The sequence below is a fragment of the Amycolatopsis sp. FBCC-B4732 genome, from assembly GCF_023008405.1.
Lineage (GTDB): Bacteria > Actinomycetota > Actinomycetes > Mycobacteriales > Pseudonocardiaceae > Amycolatopsis > Amycolatopsis pretoriensis_A.
The window spans coordinates 302,362-318,659 of record NZ_CP095376.1 but is presented as its reverse complement, the minus strand read 5'-3'; the positions used below and the strand labels follow the sequence as shown (position 1 = coordinate 318,659).

The 16,298-nt window shown below is 70.3% G+C and carries 15 protein-coding genes and 2 tRNA genes; 9 read left to right on the top strand and 8 right to left on the bottom strand.

What is annotated here, in order from left to right:
• The first annotated feature begins 80 nt into the window (after window positions 1–80).
• On the top strand, window positions 81–329 hold the full coding sequence (locus tag MUY14_RS01125; RefSeq protein ID WP_247019873.1) for a hypothetical protein: 249 nt from the start codon (window positions 81–83) through the stop codon (window positions 327–329).
• Here the strand turns inward: MUY14_RS01125 and MUY14_RS01120 are convergent.
• Genes MUY14_RS01120 through MUY14_RS01110 form a run of 3 tightly spaced genes read right to left on the bottom strand, consistent with a single transcriptional unit; the run spans window position 298 to window position 2,766 of the window.
• Window positions 298–693: a hypothetical protein gene (locus MUY14_RS01120; protein WP_247019870.1), complete on the bottom strand. Its 396-nt coding sequence runs from the start codon at window positions 691–693 to the stop codon at window positions 298–300. The two genes, MUY14_RS01125 and MUY14_RS01120, sit on opposite strands and share 32 nt — an antisense overlap.
• 2 nt (window positions 694–695) lie before the next feature.
• Entirely contained in the window at window positions 696–1,928 is a 1,233-nt protein-coding gene (locus MUY14_RS01115; protein WP_247019868.1) for an aldehyde dehydrogenase family protein, read from the bottom strand.
• Between the two features lie 55 nt (window positions 1,929–1,983).
• On the bottom strand, window positions 1,984–2,766 hold the full coding sequence (locus MUY14_RS01110) for a M50 family metallopeptidase (protein ID WP_247019866.1): 783 nt from the start codon (window positions 2,764–2,766) through the stop codon (window positions 1,984–1,986).
• A gap of 121 nt (window positions 2,767–2,887) precedes the next feature.
• Here MUY14_RS01110 and MUY14_RS01105 point away from each other — a divergent pair, with 121 nt between their 5' ends.
• Entirely contained in the window at window positions 2,888–3,379 is a 492-nt protein-coding gene (locus tag MUY14_RS01105) for a hypothetical protein (protein ID WP_247019864.1), read from the top strand.
• A gap of 633 nt (window positions 3,380–4,012) precedes the next feature.
• Here the strand turns inward: MUY14_RS01105 and MUY14_RS01100 are convergent.
• Window positions 4,013–4,915 (bottom strand): DNA-3-methyladenine glycosylase, encoded by a 903-nt coding sequence (locus MUY14_RS01100; protein WP_247019862.1) that lies wholly within the window; start codon window positions 4,913–4,915, stop codon window positions 4,013–4,015.
• Window positions 4,916–5,063: 148 nt separating this feature from the next.
• Here MUY14_RS01100 and MUY14_RS01095 point away from each other — a divergent pair, with 148 nt between their 5' ends.
• The 3 genes from MUY14_RS01095 (at window position 5,064) to MUY14_RS01085 (ending at window position 8,313) form a co-directional block, all read left to right on the top strand.
• Window positions 5,064–5,822 (top strand): class I SAM-dependent methyltransferase, encoded by a 759-nt coding sequence (locus tag MUY14_RS01095; RefSeq protein WP_247019860.1) that lies wholly within the window; start codon window positions 5,064–5,066, stop codon window positions 5,820–5,822.
• A 39-nt stretch (window positions 5,823–5,861) separates the two neighbouring features.
• Complete coding sequence (locus MUY14_RS01090) at window positions 5,862–7,184, top strand: M20 family metallopeptidase (RefSeq protein ID WP_247019858.1); 1,323 nt, start codon at window positions 5,862–5,864, stop codon at window positions 7,182–7,184.
• 91 nt (window positions 7,185–7,275) lie between these two features.
• On the top strand, window positions 7,276–8,313 hold the full coding sequence (locus MUY14_RS01085) for a S1C family serine protease (protein WP_247019856.1): 1,038 nt from the start codon (window positions 7,276–7,278) through the stop codon (window positions 8,311–8,313).
• A gap of 113 nt (window positions 8,314–8,426) precedes the next feature.
• Here MUY14_RS01085 and MUY14_RS01080 read toward each other — a convergent pair whose 3' ends face one another.
• Entirely contained in the window at window positions 8,427–8,804 is a 378-nt protein-coding gene (locus MUY14_RS01080) for a DUF3224 domain-containing protein (protein WP_247019854.1), read from the bottom strand.
• Between the two features lie 67 nt (window positions 8,805–8,871).
• Window positions 8,872–10,407 carry a helicase HerA-like domain-containing protein gene (locus MUY14_RS01075; RefSeq protein ID WP_247019852.1) on the bottom strand — a complete coding sequence of 512 codons (1,536 nt, stop codon included), beginning with the start codon at window positions 10,405–10,407 and terminating at the stop codon, window positions 8,872–8,874.
• Between the two features lie 102 nt (window positions 10,408–10,509).
• On the opposite strand from MUY14_RS01075, the gene orn reads away from it, so the two are divergent.
• Together orn and MUY14_RS01065 are read left to right on the top strand one after the other, a co-directional pair.
• Entirely contained in the window at window positions 10,510–11,118 is a 609-nt protein-coding gene (gene orn / locus MUY14_RS01070) for an oligoribonuclease (protein WP_247019850.1), read from the top strand.
• Window positions 11,119–11,194: 76 nt separating this feature from the next.
• Window positions 11,195–11,270 (top strand) — tRNA-His (locus tag MUY14_RS01065).
• A 37-nt stretch (window positions 11,271–11,307) separates the two neighbouring features.
• Here the strand turns inward: MUY14_RS01065 and MUY14_RS01060 are convergent.
• The gene (locus tag MUY14_RS01060; protein ID WP_247019848.1) at window positions 11,308–12,675 is read right to left on the bottom strand and encodes a glycosyltransferase 87 family protein; all 1,368 of its coding nucleotides are present in this window, start codon (window positions 12,673–12,675) and stop codon (window positions 11,308–11,310) included.
• Window positions 12,676–12,808: 133 nt separating this feature from the next.
• Between MUY14_RS01060 and proP the strand changes: the two genes are divergently transcribed.
• Window positions 12,809–14,221, top strand: a complete 1,413-nt coding sequence (gene proP / locus MUY14_RS01055; RefSeq protein ID WP_247019846.1) for a glycine betaine/L-proline transporter ProP — start codon at window positions 12,809–12,811, stop codon at window positions 14,219–14,221.
• On the opposite strand, the gene MUY14_RS01050 is transcribed toward proP, so the two are convergent.
• Window positions 14,218–15,402: an Ig-like domain-containing protein gene (locus tag MUY14_RS01050; protein ID WP_247019844.1), complete on the bottom strand. Its 1,185-nt coding sequence runs from the start codon at window positions 15,400–15,402 to the stop codon at window positions 14,218–14,220. The two genes, proP and MUY14_RS01050, sit on opposite strands and share 4 nt — an antisense overlap.
• 166 nt (window positions 15,403–15,568) lie before the next feature.
• Between MUY14_RS01050 and MUY14_RS01045 the strand changes: the two genes are divergently transcribed.
• A tRNA-Lys gene (locus tag MUY14_RS01045) sits at window positions 15,569–15,641 on the top strand.
• Window positions 15,642–16,298: the final 657 nt, after the last annotated feature.

Here is a 16,298-nt window from a genome sequence, read left to right as displayed (position 1 = left end):
CAGTATGCCGTAACGCCTTCGGGGATCCGGGCGTCCTACGACGTATCCCCCGTCGAGCCCATCCCCCGGAGCTGCGAAGTATGACCACGCGAGGCTGGTACAAGGAACGGACGCTCACCACGGTCGACACGGTCGGCCGGGAGGTGTCGGTGACCACCGGGCTCACCCGCGACCCCGAAGGCCGCCTGGTCGCCGCGATCGCGATCAGCGACGGCCCGACCGCCATCTACCGCCACGCCGCCGACCAGGAAGCTCGGACGGAACTCCTGACCAACGTGACCGAGACGGTCGACGAGCTCAGGAAGCTGGCTCACGTCCCGCCGCGTTAGGGTCCGCGGCCCGGAACCGGCGGCGCAGCTCCTGCCCCGCCGGTGAATCCGGGTCGAACCCTTCGAGCGTGGTCTGAGCGGCGCCCGCGAAGCCGAGCGCGTTGTGGCAGCGGAAGCAGAAGGCGATCTCGAAGAGGACGCCTTCCGCACCGTGCACCCTGAGCGCGTACACCGGGTGGTAGCACCGCATCATCCCGGCGTCCGGGAGCTCGGAGACGAGCCTGACGAGCGCCTTCGCGTCCGCACCCGTCACCGACTCGAGGACGGGACCGGGAACGCTGGTCCACTGTTCCCATTCACGGTCACCCGCCACGCGGATCAGGTCCGCGCGCCGGACGTCCGGCGGGTCGATCGGCAGAAGCACCGTCAGGCCGGGAGGACGGCGTACTGGCGGACGTAGAGGTCCGTGTACGTCACCGGGCCGCGGGGACCGGGCACCTTGTCCAGGTTGATGCCGGTTTCCGGGACCGCGAGCAGCTTGAAGCCGTCGAGGAGCCGGGTGGGCGCGTTCCAGAAGACGCCCGTGCCGGTGTAGCCGTCGAAGAACGCGTCGGCGGCCGACTCGTCCTCGGTGGCGATGCCCGCCGCGAGGCCCGAGGTCTGCTCGTTGGCGATCCCGACGGCGTCGGCGAGCGCGCCGACCTTGGCCACCGTGACGGTCGCCTCCCGGTCGGAGTCCAGCGCCCACTCGTAGCCGATGGCGTGCTCGTGCGGGGCCAGCGACGGCGTGACGCCCCGCTCGGCCAGCGCGTCCGAGATCGCCGGCCAGACCTCGTCGTGGATGTCCTCGTGGATCAGCAGCAGGTTCAGCCGGTTGCACACCCCGAGCCGGTCGAGGCTGTTGTAGACCAGGTCACGCGCCTTGGTGACGTCCGCGCCGCGGTCGACGTAAAGCACGCCGCCGCCGTCGGCATGGGCGAGCGTGCCCACGCCGTGGATCGCCGCCTCGGTGGCCAGGGCGCGGGTGCTGTCGCCGCTGCCGCGCAGGATCACCAGCGGCACCAGGTTCGGCAGCCGGACCAGCGCGGACGCCGCCTCCCGCTCCACCCGCGGCACCAGCTGCACGCAGTCGGCGTCGATCCCCGCCTCGGTCAGCGCGGGCGCGATGACGACCTCGCGCAGCCGCTGCGCCGAGCCGAGCGCGGCCGAGCCGGTGCGCAGCACGCCGCCGTTGCGCGACTTCACCAGCTGCGACGCCACGTCGACGGTCACGTTCGGCCGCGCCTCGTAGTTCGCGCCGATGACGCCGACCGGCCGCCGCCGTTCGACCAGCCGCAGCCCGCCGTCCAGCGTGGACAGCTCGACCGAGCGCTCCTGGTGCGGCGCGCCGGCGAGCAGCCGCAGCTGCTCGGCCATGCCGGTGAGGCGCTCGGGGGTGATGGTGAGCCGGTCGAGCAGACCGGCGCTCATCCCCTCGGCCTTCGCGCGTTCGACGTCGGCCCGGTTCGCCTCGAGGATCTCTTCGCGGTGCGCGAGCAGCCGCTCGGCCATCCCGGTCAGCGCGGCGTCGACGGCTTCGGCGGAAGCGGCGGCGAGCGACGGCGCGGCCAGCTTCGCCGCCCGTGCGCACTCCTCCACGGCCTTGGCGACCTCGTCCATCGTTCGTCTCCCTCCGCGCGGACCAGCGAGAGACCAGTTTGCCGCATGGGCTCGCTCAGGTGGCCAGGGGCTCCAGGAGCCACAACCCGCCGGCGATCAGGCAGCTGACCGTCGCCACGGCGAAGACCAGCACCCACAGCACCGGCGGCACCGCGGTGAGCCGGCCCAGCTGGTCGGCGTCGGAGTCCCGCGCCTGGCCGCGACGGCGTTTCGTCTGCAGCTCGATCACCGGCCGCACGCCGCCGAACAGCAGGAACCAGGTCACCAGGTAGCTGAACGGCGCCTGCACCTCGACCGGCGCGACGAACGCGACCAGTGCGAGCACCGCGGCACTGGCGACGACGGTGAACACCCCGTAGGCGTTGCGCACCATCACCAGGACCCCGAGCAGCAGCAGCGCGATCAGCACGAGGACCGTGCCGACCAGGTCGTTGCCCAGCAGGCTGGCGAACAGCAGCCCCAGCACCGACGGCGCCAGGTACCCGGCCATCGCGGTGAACGCCATGCCCGGCCCCTCGGGCTTGCCGCGCGAGACGGTGACGCCCGAGGTGTCCGAGTGCAGCTTGATGCCCTGCAGCCGCCGCCCGACCAGCACCGCGGCCAGGCCGTGCCCGGCCTCGTGCACGATCGTCACGACGTTGCGCGCCCGCCGCCACGGCGAGCCGCCGACGAGGACGACCAGCAGCGCCACACCGCCGGCCACCAGGGTGATCACCGCGGGCGTCTGGGCCTGCTCGAGCAGCGAGCCGGCCGACGAGGTGTCGGCGGCGGCCGTCCGGAGGGCTGACAGGGCGTCACCGGCCGGGCTGCCGAGCGCGAGAGGAACGGGCGAACTCACCCGGACACCTCACCACAGGCGACATCTGGCTACGGTGAGTCCCCGCCGATGGCGGTTTCGCGGGCTCCGGTAGTGGGTTCGTGGTGGTCTCCTTTCCGTCGATGATGGGTGGCGTCGAGCGATGGACCGGTTCGAGACGAAGAGCTTCGCCCTGATGCCCGGTCAGCGGGTCGAGGCCAGGGTCGTCAGCCACCACCCGTGGGGCGTGCTCGTCGAGATCGCGGGACACGGGGACGACGGCCTGTCGGCCTCGATCGACATGATCGAGCTGTTCGCTTCGCGCACGGGCAGCCACGAGGAACTGCTCGCCCTCTTCCCGCCCGTCGGTGCGCGGGTCGAGGCGGTGGTCCAGCGGATCAGCCGGTGGCACCCGCCGGTATCGGTGCGCCTCAGCATCCGCGCCGCCGACCTCGAGGCGTTGACCTGGCCGTGCGACTTCTGCGGTGAACGGACCACGCTGAGCCCCGGCGGCGACGCGCTCGTCCTCGACTCACGCAGCAACAACGGCCCGGGCAGTCACACCCTCGTCGTCCACCGGGAGTGCCTGGCCACGCGGATACACCCGCAGAACTCCGGCGAGCGAGCACGGGCGCTCAAGATCGGTGAGGCTTAGGCTCCTTTCGTGTGAGGGTGGGCTCGCACCTGCGGACAAACTGCGGGCCGCGGCGGACGCGGCGCGGGGAACAGCACGCCGGGGGAACCGCTCGGCCGGAAACGCCCCGCAGCGCGCGAGCAGGCGCGCCGGCCGCCGCCACCGGCTCGCGCCGGCACTGGCTGCGCTCGGAACGGGCGCGATGAGCCACCGGTGGAACCGCACGCAGCCCGGGCTTGGGGACGAACCGCGGGCCGCGGCAGCCGCACCGCGGGAACAACACGCCGCGGGAACCGCTCAGCCGGAAACGCCCCGCAGCGCGCGGGCTGGTGCGCCAGCCGCCACCGGCACACCGGCACTGGCTGCGCTCAGGAACGGGCGCAGTGAGCCACCGCCGGAACCGCACGCCGCCCTGGGCCCGTGCGAGAACCGCCCGGGCCTGGGGATGAACCGCGGGCCGCGGCAGCCGCGGCGCGGGGTCAGCACGCCGCGGGAACCGCTCGGCCGGAAACGCCACGCAGCGCGCCAGCCGCCGCGACTGGCACGCACCGGCACCGGCTGCGCTCCGGTAAGTACGCGGTGAACCACCGCCGGAACCGCACACTGCCCCGGACCCGTCCGAGAACCACCCGGGCCTGCTCCCGGCGGATCACGTCATCGGGACTCCCTCAACCGGGCCTCGCCCTCGACGCGGAACAGGAACGACACCCAGCTCCGGAACGGGGCCCACGCTTCCGCGATGTCGGCCAGCTCCGGCACGCCCGCCTCCGGCAGGTGGTAGGCGGCGCGCATGATCTCGTGGAGGCGGCCCTCGTCGCGGGGGAAGATGTCCGGGTGGCCCGCGCCGCGGATCAGGATCAGCTCCGCGCTGAAGCGGCCGATTCCGGGGAGCAGCCGCAGCTGGTCCAGGGCTTCGTCCGGGGGCATCGCGCGCAACGTCGCCGCGTCCAGTGCTCCGGCGGCCGCCGCCTCGGCGATGCCGCGCAGGCGCTGCACCTTCTGGCCCGACAGACCCGGCATGAACTCCAGCTTCGCCAGGACCGCCGGGGGTGGGAACGACGCCAGCCGGCAGCCGCCGACGTCGACCTCCGTGCCGTGGCGTTCTTCCAGGCGGCGGCGCAGCCGGACCGCCTGAGTCATCCAGACGCGGTGGCTGAGCACCGCCCAGCACGCCGCCTCGTACGGCGAGGCGAACAACACCGGGCGCAGGCCCGGGTGCAACTCTCGCAGCAGGGAAACCACGGGGTCGCGGGCGCCGGCTTCCGCGAACGCCGTGCCGTCGACGTCCAGCGAGCACATCCGCCGCACCTGGGCCAGGACCGCCGCCGCGTGCTCGGGCGGGCCGTGGACCTCCACCGCCACCTCGCCGGGCGATCTCTGGCGCAGCACCGCTCCCACCGGCGCCCACACCCCCTCGAGCGGGAACGCCACACGGAGCGCGCCCGCCTCCGCCGCCGGCTGCCCGGCCGGGGCGAACCCGGTCAAGAAGCGGGCCGCCGCGGCGAGGTCGAACTCGCCATGCACCGTGATCTCGCTGTCCAGCATCGAAGTCGTCATCTGTCCTCCTCGGATCGGGAACCTCGCCTGCGACGCTAGGAAGGACCACCGACAATTCCGGGCTCGAACGCCTGAGCCCCGGCATTGTTCACTCGATCGAGTGCCCGAGATTTGACATACTCCCGGTATTCGAACGACAGGAGGGGTCATGCCGACCAGCCGAACCACCGCCCCCGAGCGGCTGAGCGCCCTGCTCGAGACGCCGGCGCAGACCACCGGCGGCTACCTCGACCTGCTGGGCACCGCGGACCAGGCCGGTCCCCCGACCGGCCTCACCCAGCGGCTGATGCGCACGACCCTGCTCCCGCAGGTCTACGAGCGGTACTGGCGCCCCACCCTCGGCCGCGCGCTCAAAGGCCCGTTCGGGCCGAGCATGGCCGGCGAGGTCCGCCTCGCCACGAAGCTCCTCGCCCTCGAACCCGGGCAGACGGCGCTCGACGTCGCCTGCGGCACCGGCCGCTTCACGCGCGCGTTCGGCGCGGCCGTCGCCCCGGGCGGGCTCGCGATCGGGCTCGACGGCGCCCGCACGATGCTCACCAAAGCCGTCGTCGAGGACAACCCCGGCACCGTGGCCTACTTGCGCGCCGACGCGGTGCGGGTCCCGCTGAAGGAGTCCACTGTGGACGGTGTCTGCTGCTTCGCCGCCCTCCACATGTTCGCCGAACCGGAAGCCGCGCTGGACTCCTTCGCGCGCGTGCTGAAACCCGGCGGCCGGATCGTCCTGCTGACCAGCGCCCGCCGCGGCTGGCAGCCCGCGCGTCTGATCGACTCGGCCGGCGGGATCGTGAGCGGGCAGAAGATGTTCGACCGCGGCGAAATCGCGGCGAGCCTGCGCGCCCGCGGCTTCTCCGGGATCACCGAACGGTACGCGGGCGTCACGCAGATCGTGGCGGGCCGGCTGGGCTGAGCGCCGCGGATTGTCGGACCCGGCGGTTAGCATCGCCCCATGACCCACGCCGAACCCGTCCCGCCCGACGACAGCTACCTGCGTTCCCTGGTCGAGGCGACCGCCGACGCCGTCGCGGCCGCCGAACCGCTGTCCTCGCCGCACACCGGCGCGGACGAGGCGACGCGGGCCGAAGTGACGGCCGCGGTCGAGCGCGGTTCACCCGATCTGGTGGCGTTGAGCCAAGATCTGCACGCGCACCCGGAGGAGGGGTTCGCCGAGCGCCGTTCGGTGCAGGCGCTGGCCGACCTCCTGAAGCGCCACGGCCACGACGCCACCATCGGCGTCGGCGGGCTCGAAACCGCGCTGCGCGTCAGCACGCCGGAGCGGGACGGCCCGCACATCGCCGTGCTCGCCGAATACGACGCGCTGCCCGGGCTCGGCCACGCCTGCGGCCACAACGTCATCTGCACGACCGCCGCGGGCGGGTTCCTCGGCGCCGCCACCGTCGCCGAGCGGCTCGGCGGCCGGGTCAGCCTGATCGGCACGCCCGCCGAGGAAGGCGGGGGCGGCAAGGAAATCCTGGCCCGCGCGGGCGTGTTCGACGACGTCGACGCGGTGATCATGCTGCACCCGTTCAGCCACGACATCGCGCTGCACCCGTTCCTCGGCCGCCGTCAGCTGGAGATGGTCTTCCACGGCGTCGGCGCGCACGCGTCCGCGCAACCCTTCATGGGCCGCAACGCGCTCGACGCCGCGGTCGCCGCCTACCAGGGCGTTTCGGCGCTGCGGCAGCAACTCCCGCAGAGCGACCGCGTCCACGGCGTCTTCACCGACGGCGGCGCCCGGCCGAACGTCATCCCGGCGCGGGCCGCGCTGCTGTTCTACCTGCGCTCCCAGAACCCCGAGACCCTGCGCGACCTCGCCGCGCGCATGAAGTCGATCGCGGAGGGCGCGGCGGCGATGACCGGCTGCGGTGTCGAGCTCACCTGGGACGCGCAGGCCGCCTACCTCCCGATCCGGTTCAACACCGCGCTCGCCGGCCGCTGGACGGCCAACCAGCTGGGCACCGGCCGCAAGCCGCTGCCACCGGGCATCGTGCCGGAGTCGCTCACGGGATCCACCGACCTCGGAAACCTGTCGTTCCGCATGCCCGCGCTGCACCCGATGCTCGCGGTCTCAGACCCGACGGTCGCCTTGCACACCAAGGAGTTCGCGGCCGCGGCCGGTTCGGAGACGGGCGACGCTGGCGTCCGCGACGGCGCTCTGGGCCTGGCCCTGACCGCGGCGGACTACCTGGGCGACGCCGAACTGCGGAAGGCGGTGCACGACGAGTTCGAAGCGGCGGGAGGAGCACTGGACGTGCCGACGTTCTTCGACTGAGAACCGCCTGAGTTTTCTCAGCTGATTCTTCTCAGCAAAGCCTGAGGTATTTCCACAGGCTGTTCACAAGCACGGGCGCGAACCTAGGGCCATGACCGAGAACGAGAGTCGGCCCGGCCCCGCCTCACCCGGTGGGCACCAGCCGCACCAGAGCACCCCGCAGTACGGGCCGTACGCGCAGCAGCAGTACGGCTATCAGCACCAGGCCGCGCCGAACCCTCTGTTCACCCCGCAGCCGCCGCTCCAGCAGCCGGGCCAGGCGCCCGCGGCGCTGAAGACCAAGCCGCGCAGGGGAGGCCGCGTGGCGCTGATCGTCAGCGCGACCGCCCTCGGCGCCGCGCTGGTCGGCGGCGTCGGCGGGGCCGCGATCGTCGGGCTCACCACGAACTCGGCGGACGGCACCACGACGTCGGTGAGCGCGCCGGCCGCGAGCGGGCAGCCGGTTTCGAACTCGACGTCCGGCGACGTCAGCGGTGTCGCGGCGAAGGTGACGCCGAGCGTCGTCCAGATCAACGTGACCACCGACCAGGGCGAGGCCATCGGTTCCGGCGTCATCCTCACCGCGGACGGCCGGATCCTGACGAACGCGCACGTCGTCGACGGCGCCCGGAACGTCGTGATCACGACGTCCGACGGCAAGAAGTACCAGGCCAGCGTGGTCGGCGCGGACACGAAGGCGGACATCGCGGTGGTCCAGGCCCAGAACGCGAGCGGGTTGACGGCCGCGACCTTGGGCGACTCGAGCAAGCTGGTCGTCGGCCAGTCGGTGGTCGCGATCGGCTCGCCGGGCGGGCTGCAGAACACCGTCACCACCGGCATCGTCAGCGCGCTTAACCGGAACTTGTCGGACATCGGCGAGGGTCAGCAGCAACAGCAGTCGCCCTTCAGCCGCACCTCCAACCAGGCCGAGAGCTCGCCCAGCTACACCGCGATCCAGACCGACGCCTCGATCAACCAGGGCAACTCCGGCGGCGCGCTGGTCGACGCGCAGGGCAACGTCATCGGCATCAACTCGGCGCTCTACAGCCCGTCCGCCTCGGCCAACGGCTCGGCGGGCAGCGTCGGGATCGGCTTCGCCATCCCGATCAACGACGCCAAGAAGATCGTCGACCAGATCGTGAACAACTAGGACGCGGACGGGCCGTGGTCGGGGCGGTCCGTCCACCCGCTTCGGGGAGCGGGGAACCACGAAGGCCGTTTCGAGAGTCAATCGGGGGCTCTCGAAACGGCCTTCGTGCTCGCTCAGAGTGCGTAGCTGAGGACCAGCATGTGGTTCTGCTCGGCGTCCAGCTCGATGTTCGCCGTGCCGGAGATCCCGGCCAGCTCGCCGAAGCCCGAACCGGCGAGGATCTTGAGCGTCAGGCCGCTGTCGTCGGCGGTGTGGTGGAGGACGAAACCGCCCTTGCGGCCGTCGACCGAGACGGCGAGCCGCTCGAAGGCGACGTACGCGCGCGAAGTGGCGTTGGACGCCGTCAGCATTTCGACGGTACTGGTCCCCTCGATCGCGCCGGTGAACGTCTTGGTTATCGCCACCCGGGCGAACTCGGTGCCGCCGGCCTCGTCGGTCGCCTGCGGCTCCCACTTGTCGAGGACGAACGACGCGGTGGCGGTGCTGGTCATGGCTTTCCCCTGTCTCGATGGTGGCGCCAGCTTCGCAGCGATACCTGACAGGTCGCGTCAGGTTTTCTCACCGCCGCCGGTTGCCGAACAGCCCGCGCGTGATCTCCCGGCCCAGCGCGCTCGCCGCGGACCGCATGAACGACTTCACGGCCGGGTTCTTCATCGCCGACTCGATGAAGCCCGGATCGTCCTTCTCGGGCGCCGGAGCGGCCGGGGGCGGCGGAGCGTCCGGCGCCGCCTCGGGCGCGGGCGCGGCGACCTTCGCGGCCAGCTTCTCGTAGGCCGACTCCCGGTCGATCGTCTCGCCGTACTTCGCGTGCAGGTCGGACGACGCGACGGCCGCGGCGACGGCGTCCGCGCCGATCGAGCCCATCTTCGACCGCGGCGGCCGCAGCCGCGTCCACGCCACCGGCGTCGGCGCACCCCGCTCGGACAGCACCGTGACGATCGCTTCGCCGATGCCGAGCGACGTCAACGCCGTGTCGAGCTCGTAGAACTTCGTCTTCGGGTAGGTCTTGACCGTCTTGGCCAGCGCCGCCTGGTCGTCCGGCGTGAACGCCCGCAGCGCGTGCTGGATCCGCGCGCCCAGCTGCGACAGCACGTTGTTCGGGATGTCCGTGGGCAGCTGCGTGCAGAAGAACACGCCGACGCCCTTCGACCGGATCAGCTTCACGGTCTGCTCGATGCGCTCGAGGAACGCCTTGGAAGCGTCGTTGAAGAGCAGGTGCGCCTCGTCGAAGAAGAAGACGAGCTTCGGCTTGTCGAGGTCGCCTTCCTCCGGCAGCTCCTCGAAGAGCTCGGCCAGCAGCCACATCAGGAACGTCGAGAACAACGCCGGCTTCGACTGCAGGTTGTCCAGCTCCAGCAGCGTGACGACACCCTTGCCGTCGTTCTGCCGCATCAGGTCGTGGACGTCCAGCTCCGGCTCACCGAAGAAGTCCTCCCCGCCCTGGGCCTCCAGGTTGGACAACGCGCGCAGGATCACCCCGGCCGTCGCCGCCGACACCCCGCCGATGCCCTTGAGGTCCGCCTTGCCCTCGTCGCTGGTCAGGTGCGTGATCACCGACCGGAGGTCCTTCGTGTCCAGCAACGCCAGCCCGCGCTGGTCCGCCCAGTGGAAGATCAGCCCGAGCGTCGACTCCTGCGTCTCGTTCAGGCCCAGCACCTTCGACAGCAGCACCGGCCCGAAACTCGTGATCGTCGCCCGGATCGGCGAGCCCTTCCCGCCGGTGCCCAGCGAGAGGAACTGCACCGGGAACGCCGTCCCCGCCCAGTCGTCCCCCAGCTCCTGCGCACGCTTCGCGACCTTGTCGTTCGGCTCCCCGGCCGCGGCCAGCCCCGACAAGTCACCCTTCACGTCCGCGAGCACCACCGGCACCCCCGCCGCCGACAACTGCTCCGAGATCAGCTGCAACGTCTTCGTCTTGCCCGTCCCGGTCGCCCCCGCGACCAGCCCGTGCCGGTTCAGCGTCGCCAACGGCAGGCGCACCGCGGCCGCGGCGTCCGCCGCACCGTCGATCACCACCGCACCCAGCTCCAGCGCGGCGCCCTCACTCGCATAACCAGCGGCGATCTCGCTCGCCGGCGACCCCTGCTCCGTCACTCTCAGCTCCCCGATCGTGTGTCCTGCACCACACCGCGAGCGTAACGCGCCGTACGCGCAGGTAACGCCACTCCCATCCCCGTGTCGGGTTAGGGTCACCAGGTGACCGACCGCCTAGTCTGGATCGACTGCGAAATGACGGGGCTCGACCTCGGCAAGGAAGCGTTGATCGAAATCGCCGCCCTCGTCACCGACGCGGAGCTCAACGTGCTCGGCGACGGAGTCGACATCGTCATCCACGCCGACGAGGAAAAACTCGCCGGGATGCCCGACGTCGTCCGCGAGATGCACGCCCACTCCGGCCTCACCGAAGAGGTCCGCGCCTCCAGCGTCACCCTCGAAGAAGCCGAACGCCGCGTCCTCGACTACATCCGCGAGCACGTCCCCGAACCGGGCACCGCACCCCTCGCCGGCAACTCCATCGCCACCGACCGCGGCTTCATCGCCCGCGACATGCCCGACCTCGACGCCCACCTGCACTACCGCATGGTCGACGTCTCCTCGGTCAAGGAGCTCGTCCGCCGCTGGTACCCGCGCATCTACTACGCCAAGCCGGAGAAGGGCCTCGCCCACCGCGCCCTCGCCGACATCAAGGAATCCATCGGCGAACTCGACTACTACCGGCGCGTCGCCTTCGTCCCCCAGCCCGGCCCCACCAGCGATGAAGCCAAAGCCGCAGCCGCTGAAGTGCAAGAACAGCACCAAAGGTAACCCCCTGCGAACCCCGCGAGGGCACCCGCTACGATTACAGCCAACGAGGTGATCGCAAGCGGTTCCCTCGCTGATGGTGGGCGTAGCTCAGCTGGTAGAGCACCTGGTTGTGGTCCAGGAGGTCGCGGGTTCGAAACCCGTCGCTCACCCCATTGGCCCCAGGCTGGTCGGTTGCTTCGCAACCTTTCCTCAGCCTGGGGTTTCGCCTTTTTGTGGGGGTCGAACCCCCACGCCCCCGCCGGGGGCTTGCCCCCGGACCCCCGTCGTGGTGGTCGCCTTTGTCGTGGTGGTCACCTTTTGTGGGTTGGGTGGGCTTAGCCAGGTGGGGCGTATTCCTGCTAGAAGCAGGAGGGCTAGGCCCAGGACTACGTAGAGGGCGTGGGCTGCTGCTTGGGCTGGTGGTGCGTAGTTCTCCGGGAGGACTACCAGGCCTACCAGGGGGATGTCTTTGCGACCTGTTCCTACCTGCCAGGGGAAGAGGAGTAGGTAGGTTGCCGTGAGGGCTGCTGCCGGGTACCAGGTGCGGGCGTTGTGGGCGGCAGTTGCTGCCATGGCGAAGAAGGGGATGAACCAGACCCAGTAGTGGGTCCAGGTCCAGGGGGTTACCAGGACCATCAGAGCACCGATCACGCTTACGGCCAGGAGTTCCTGGTTGTTGCGGTGGGCTCGGAGGGCGATCCAGAAGGCTGCTGCGGCCACCGCTGCCGCGATGGGGATCCAGATCGGGCCTGAGACGTCCGGGATGTCGAGGATTCGGGCCAGTGCGCCTCGGATCGACTGGTTTTCCGGGGCTGTTGCGTCGCTGTCGCCTGTGATGCGGGATGGGTCTGCGATGTTCGCTGCCCAGAACGCCGCTGAGTCCCTTGGGAGGGCTATGAAACCGGCCAGGACTGTTGCGGCGAACGTTGCCACCGAGACCGCTGCGGCTTTGAAGCGGCGCGTGAGCAGCAAGTAGGCGACGAAGATCGCCGGCGTGAGCTTTATTGCTGCTGCCAGGCCTACTCCTGCTCCTGTCCACCAGCGGTTTCGGCCCGTCAGGTCGGCCAGGACCAAGAGGAGCAGGATCAGGTTCACCTGGCCTGCCGTGAAGTTCATCAGGACCGGTTGCAGAGGGAGGGCCAGTGCTGTGAGGGCTGCTGTTGCCGCGATGCGGCCGTTGTCCCGGGCGTGGCCGAGGCTGCCTAAGCAGATCCAGATGACTGCCAGCAGGGAGAACAGGTTGACCAGGAGGGCGAACAGCGGCAGCAGGAGTTTGGGGATCGCGGTCAGGGGGACGAAGAGGCCTGCCGCGAACGGGGTGTACTTGAACGTGCCGCCGATTGTCGGCAGGTGAGAGATGCCCTGCTCGTAGAGGGGTGTTCCCGCTCGGACCGCTTTGCCGGTCGCCACGTAGGAGCGGAAGTCTTCCAGGTAGACGCCGGCCGTTGTCCAGACGCCGGCCCAGACCGTGTAGCCCGCGAAGACCACGAGGAGTAGCGCTCCGGCCAGGATCGTCCACCAGGTGGGGGCGGGTAGTTTTCGCTCGACCGGTGAAACGGGTAACGCGACCTTTGCCATCGGATCCCCCTCTGATGCGCGTCGGCAGCCTAGGCGGGACAGGTGGCGCACCCGGCCTTAGCCCGAACGTGGTAACCCTCACGACCAGGTGGCTCGGCATGCGCGTCCCGGCAACCGGGTGCACCGTGTTCTGGTGGAACGTTCACGGCCGAAGCGGCGCACCCGGAAAAAACTGCGGTACGAGGACATCACCGTCGTCGACCGGTCCCTGCTCAAGCGGGCGGTGGGAGCCGCCGCGCTGGGCAACGCCATGGAGTGGTTCGACTTCGGCGTCTACGCCTACATCGCCGACACCATCGCCGAGGTGTTCTTCCCGCCCACGGTGTCGCCCGGCGTCCGGCTGATCGGCACCTTCGGCGCGTTCACCGCCGCCTTCCTCATGCGTCCCCTCGGCGGCCTCGTCTTCGGACCGCTCGGCGACCGCATCGGACGGCAGAAGGTCCTCGCCGTCACCATGATCATGATGGCGATCGGCACGCTCTGCATCGGCCTGATCCCCTCGTATGCCAGCATCGGCGTCTGGTCACCGATCCTGCTCGTCGTCGCCCGCATGGTGCAGGGCTTCTCCACCGGCGGCGAATACGGCGGCGCGACCACGTTCATCGCCGAGTACTCCCCCGACAAACGCCGCGGCTTCATGGGCTCCTGGCTCGAGTTCGGCACGCTGTCCGGGTACGTGCTCGGCGCGTCCGTCGTCACCGGCATGAAGGCGTGGGTCCCCCACGAGACGCTGCTCGACTGGGGCTGGCGGGTCCCGTTCCTCGTCGCCGGCCCGCTCGGCATCATCGGCCTCTACATGCGGCTCAAGCTCGAGGAGACCCCGGCGTTCCAGAAGCACGCCGAGGAAGCCGAGAAGCGCGGCCGCTCCGGCGAGCCGTTCTGGAAGATGTTCACCGACTACTGGCCCGCGCTGCTCATCTGCGTCGGCCTGGTGCTCGTGTTCAACGTCACCGACTACATGCTGCTGTCGTACATGCCGACGTACCTGTCCGAGCAGCTGCACCTCGACGCCACCCACGGGCTGCTGCTGATCATCGTCGTCATGGTCGTGATGATGCTCATCATCATGGTGGGCGGCCGGATCACCGACCACGTCGGGCGCAAGCCCGTGATGATGGCGGGCTGCCTCGGCTACCTCGTGCTGTCGTGGCCGCTCATGCTGCTGGTGCACGACGGCGGCCTCGTCCTCACGTTCCTCGGGCTGATGGGCCTCGGCCTGCTGCTGCTCTGCTTCGAGGTGTCGATGCCTTCGGCGCTGCCCGCGCTGTTCCCGACGGCGATCCGGTACGGCGCGCTGTCCATCGCGTTCAACATCTCGGTGTCGCTCTTCGGCGGGACGACGCCGCTGGTGATGCAGTCGCTGATCTCCGCGACCGGCTACGACTACTGGCCGGCGTGGTACCTGATGGCGGCGGGCGCGATCGGCGCCGTCGCGGTGTACTTCAGCCGCGAGACGGCGAACAAGCCGCTCTGGGGTTCGGGGCCCGCGGTGGCGAGCGAGGCCGAGGCGCGGGAGCTGCTCCGCACCTCGGCCAAGGACGGCTAGTTGCCGGCGGTGCGCCACTCGTCCCAGGACAGCTGCCAGACGCTCCAGCCGTCGGTCGGCTCCAGCTTCGGGCCGCCACTGTTCTGCACAGTGACGACGTCGCCCTTCTTGGACGTGTCCATCAGCCACTTCGTGTTCTCGGTGGACAGGTTCAGGCAGCCGTGGCTGACGTTGCTGTGCCCCTGCTGCCGCACCGACCACGGCGCGGAGTGGTAGAAGATGCCGCTGTAGGACAGGCGCACCGCGTACTGGACGAAGGTGCTGTAGCCGCCGGGCGAATCCTCCGGCACGCCGTAGGTGGCGGAGTTCATCGTGTAGCCGGTGTGTTCGCTCATGACGGTGTAGGTCCCGGCCGGCGTGTTGTGCCCGGGCTTTCCCATGGACGTCGGCATGGTCTTGACGACCTGGTCGTTGATCGTGACCGTCATCTGGTGCGTCCCGCCGTCGGCGACGGCGACGAGCTTGTCCCCGACCGCGCCGCTGACGCTCTTGTCTTCCCGGCCGTAGCTGCCGTTGCCGAGCGGCTTGCCGTAGACGGCGGCGTCGACCTTGATCTTGGTGCCGCTCTTCCAGTACTCCTTCGGCCGCCAGGTGACCTGCTTGTCGCCGGACCAGCGGAACGCGCCCTCGGTGGCCGGCTCCGCGGTGATCTTGAGCGCCTTCTCGGCCGCGGCCTTGTCGGCGACGTTGCCGGTGAAGGTGAAGATCAGCGGCATCCCGACCCCGACGGTCTCCCCCTCGACGAGGTTCACCGAGACCCCCACCTGCCGCGCGGGCCTGGCGGTGCTGAAGCTCGACTCCGTCGCGACCGGCTTGCCATCGCCACCGGTCGCGGAAGCGGTCAGCTTGTAGGACTTGCTGTAACCGAGCGGCTCGGCGGAGTCCCACCCGGAGCCGTCGGCCCGCACCTTCCCGGCGACGACCTTCCCATCGGCCCCGGTCAGCTTCACGTCGCCGACCTTCCCGTCGGCAACGGTGACGCTCACCGGCTCCCCGGGCGCGACGTCCTTCGCATCCTTCGCAGGCACGACCGTCAGCACGGCGGGCTTCGGCGCCGGCTTGGGCGCGCTCGAGGACGTCTCCTTCGCCGGCGGTTCACTCGAAGGGCTACTGCTGCACCCACCCACGGTGAGGCCGATCACCCCCGCGGCCACCAGCAGCCGCGCCTTCATACCCCGCATGCCCACCCGCCTGTTTCGCCGTCGATGTCCGACTACAGTGTGCCCGACCAGCCGCGACACCGGGGCGGCAACGCCCGAACCCGGTTGAGGGGACCCCCCTGAAACGGGGTCTGAACGGGGTGCTAATCTTTTCCACGTCGCCGAGGGAAGCCTCCGGCAGACACCGGCGCCATTAGCTCAATTGGCAGAGCAGCTGGCTCTTAACCAGCGGGTTCGGGGTTCGAGTCCCTGATGGCGCACAGTCGGAAAGCAAAGCCCGCCAATGGTTTCCCTGTAAATTCAGGGTCGCCGTCGGTGGGCTTTGTTTGTTCTGTGGGTCCGAGCTGGGGCCGCTGTGGGTCCGGCCCAGAGCCTTGCCAGCGCGGACCGCGTTCGACGTCGCCGTTGCCGGGTAGACCTCGCACCTGACCTGCAGATCTTCCGTCCCCGGTCGTAGCCGGCGCGGCGAACCAAGCTCGCGGTTGCCTCCGCACAAGCCTGAGCCAGCGACGGGAGCACGCTGGTGTAGGTGTCTGCGGTAAGGACGATGCCGGCGTGACCGAGCAGTGCCTGCACGGTCTTCAGGTCGTTGCAGATCAGCCTTGACGATCAGTCGTCGGAACGGGTGCGACACGTAACTCGGGCTCCGGTGACTGCCGTTCTCCCGCGCGAACACCCACCCGGCAGCAGTTCCCACCCTCGCGGCGCTGCGCAGACCGCAGCCGCACCAGCAGCGCGACCGTGCCTCGATCCAGGGACACCGCGTGGCCGCTGGCCGTGGATCCACCGCAGGCGCCACCAGCTGCGCAACCCAGACCGGCACGCCGCCGCGCTCGTGCGCGCCTACCGCCCCACGCTGAGCGTCGCCCAGGTCAAGCACCAGCCGCCGGCCACCGCGACGCATCCGGCTGCGCAAG

Coding starts and splice junctions, on each gene's coding strand:
- MUY14_RS01125 (WP_247019873.1), top strand. CDS start 81: ATGACCACGCGAGGCTGGTACAAGGAACGGACGCTCACCACGGTCGAC.
- MUY14_RS01115 (WP_247019868.1), bottom strand. CDS start 1,928: ATGGACGAGGTCGCCAAGGCCGTGGAGGAGTGCGCACGGGCGGCGAAG.
- MUY14_RS01105 (WP_247019864.1), top strand. CDS start 2,888: ATGGACCGGTTCGAGACGAAGAGCTTCGCCCTGATGCCCGGTCAGCGG.
- MUY14_RS01100 (WP_247019862.1), bottom strand. CDS start 4,915: ATGACGACTTCGATGCTGGACAGCGAGATCACGGTGCATGGCGAGTTC.
- MUY14_RS01095 (WP_247019860.1), top strand. CDS start 5,064: ATGCCGACCAGCCGAACCACCGCCCCCGAGCGGCTGAGCGCCCTGCTC.
- MUY14_RS01090 (WP_247019858.1), top strand. CDS start 5,862: ATGACCCACGCCGAACCCGTCCCGCCCGACGACAGCTACCTGCGTTCC.
- MUY14_RS01085 (WP_247019856.1), top strand. CDS start 7,276: ATGACCGAGAACGAGAGTCGGCCCGGCCCCGCCTCACCCGGTGGGCAC.
- MUY14_RS01080 (WP_247019854.1), bottom strand. CDS start 8,804: ATGACCAGCACCGCCACCGCGTCGTTCGTCCTCGACAAGTGGGAGCCG.
- MUY14_RS01060 (WP_247019848.1), bottom strand. CDS start 12,675: ATGGCAAAGGTCGCGTTACCCGTTTCACCGGTCGAGCGAAAACTACCC.
- MUY14_RS01050 (WP_247019844.1), bottom strand. CDS start 15,402: ATGCGGGGTATGAAGGCGCGGCTGCTGGTGGCCGCGGGGGTGATCGGC.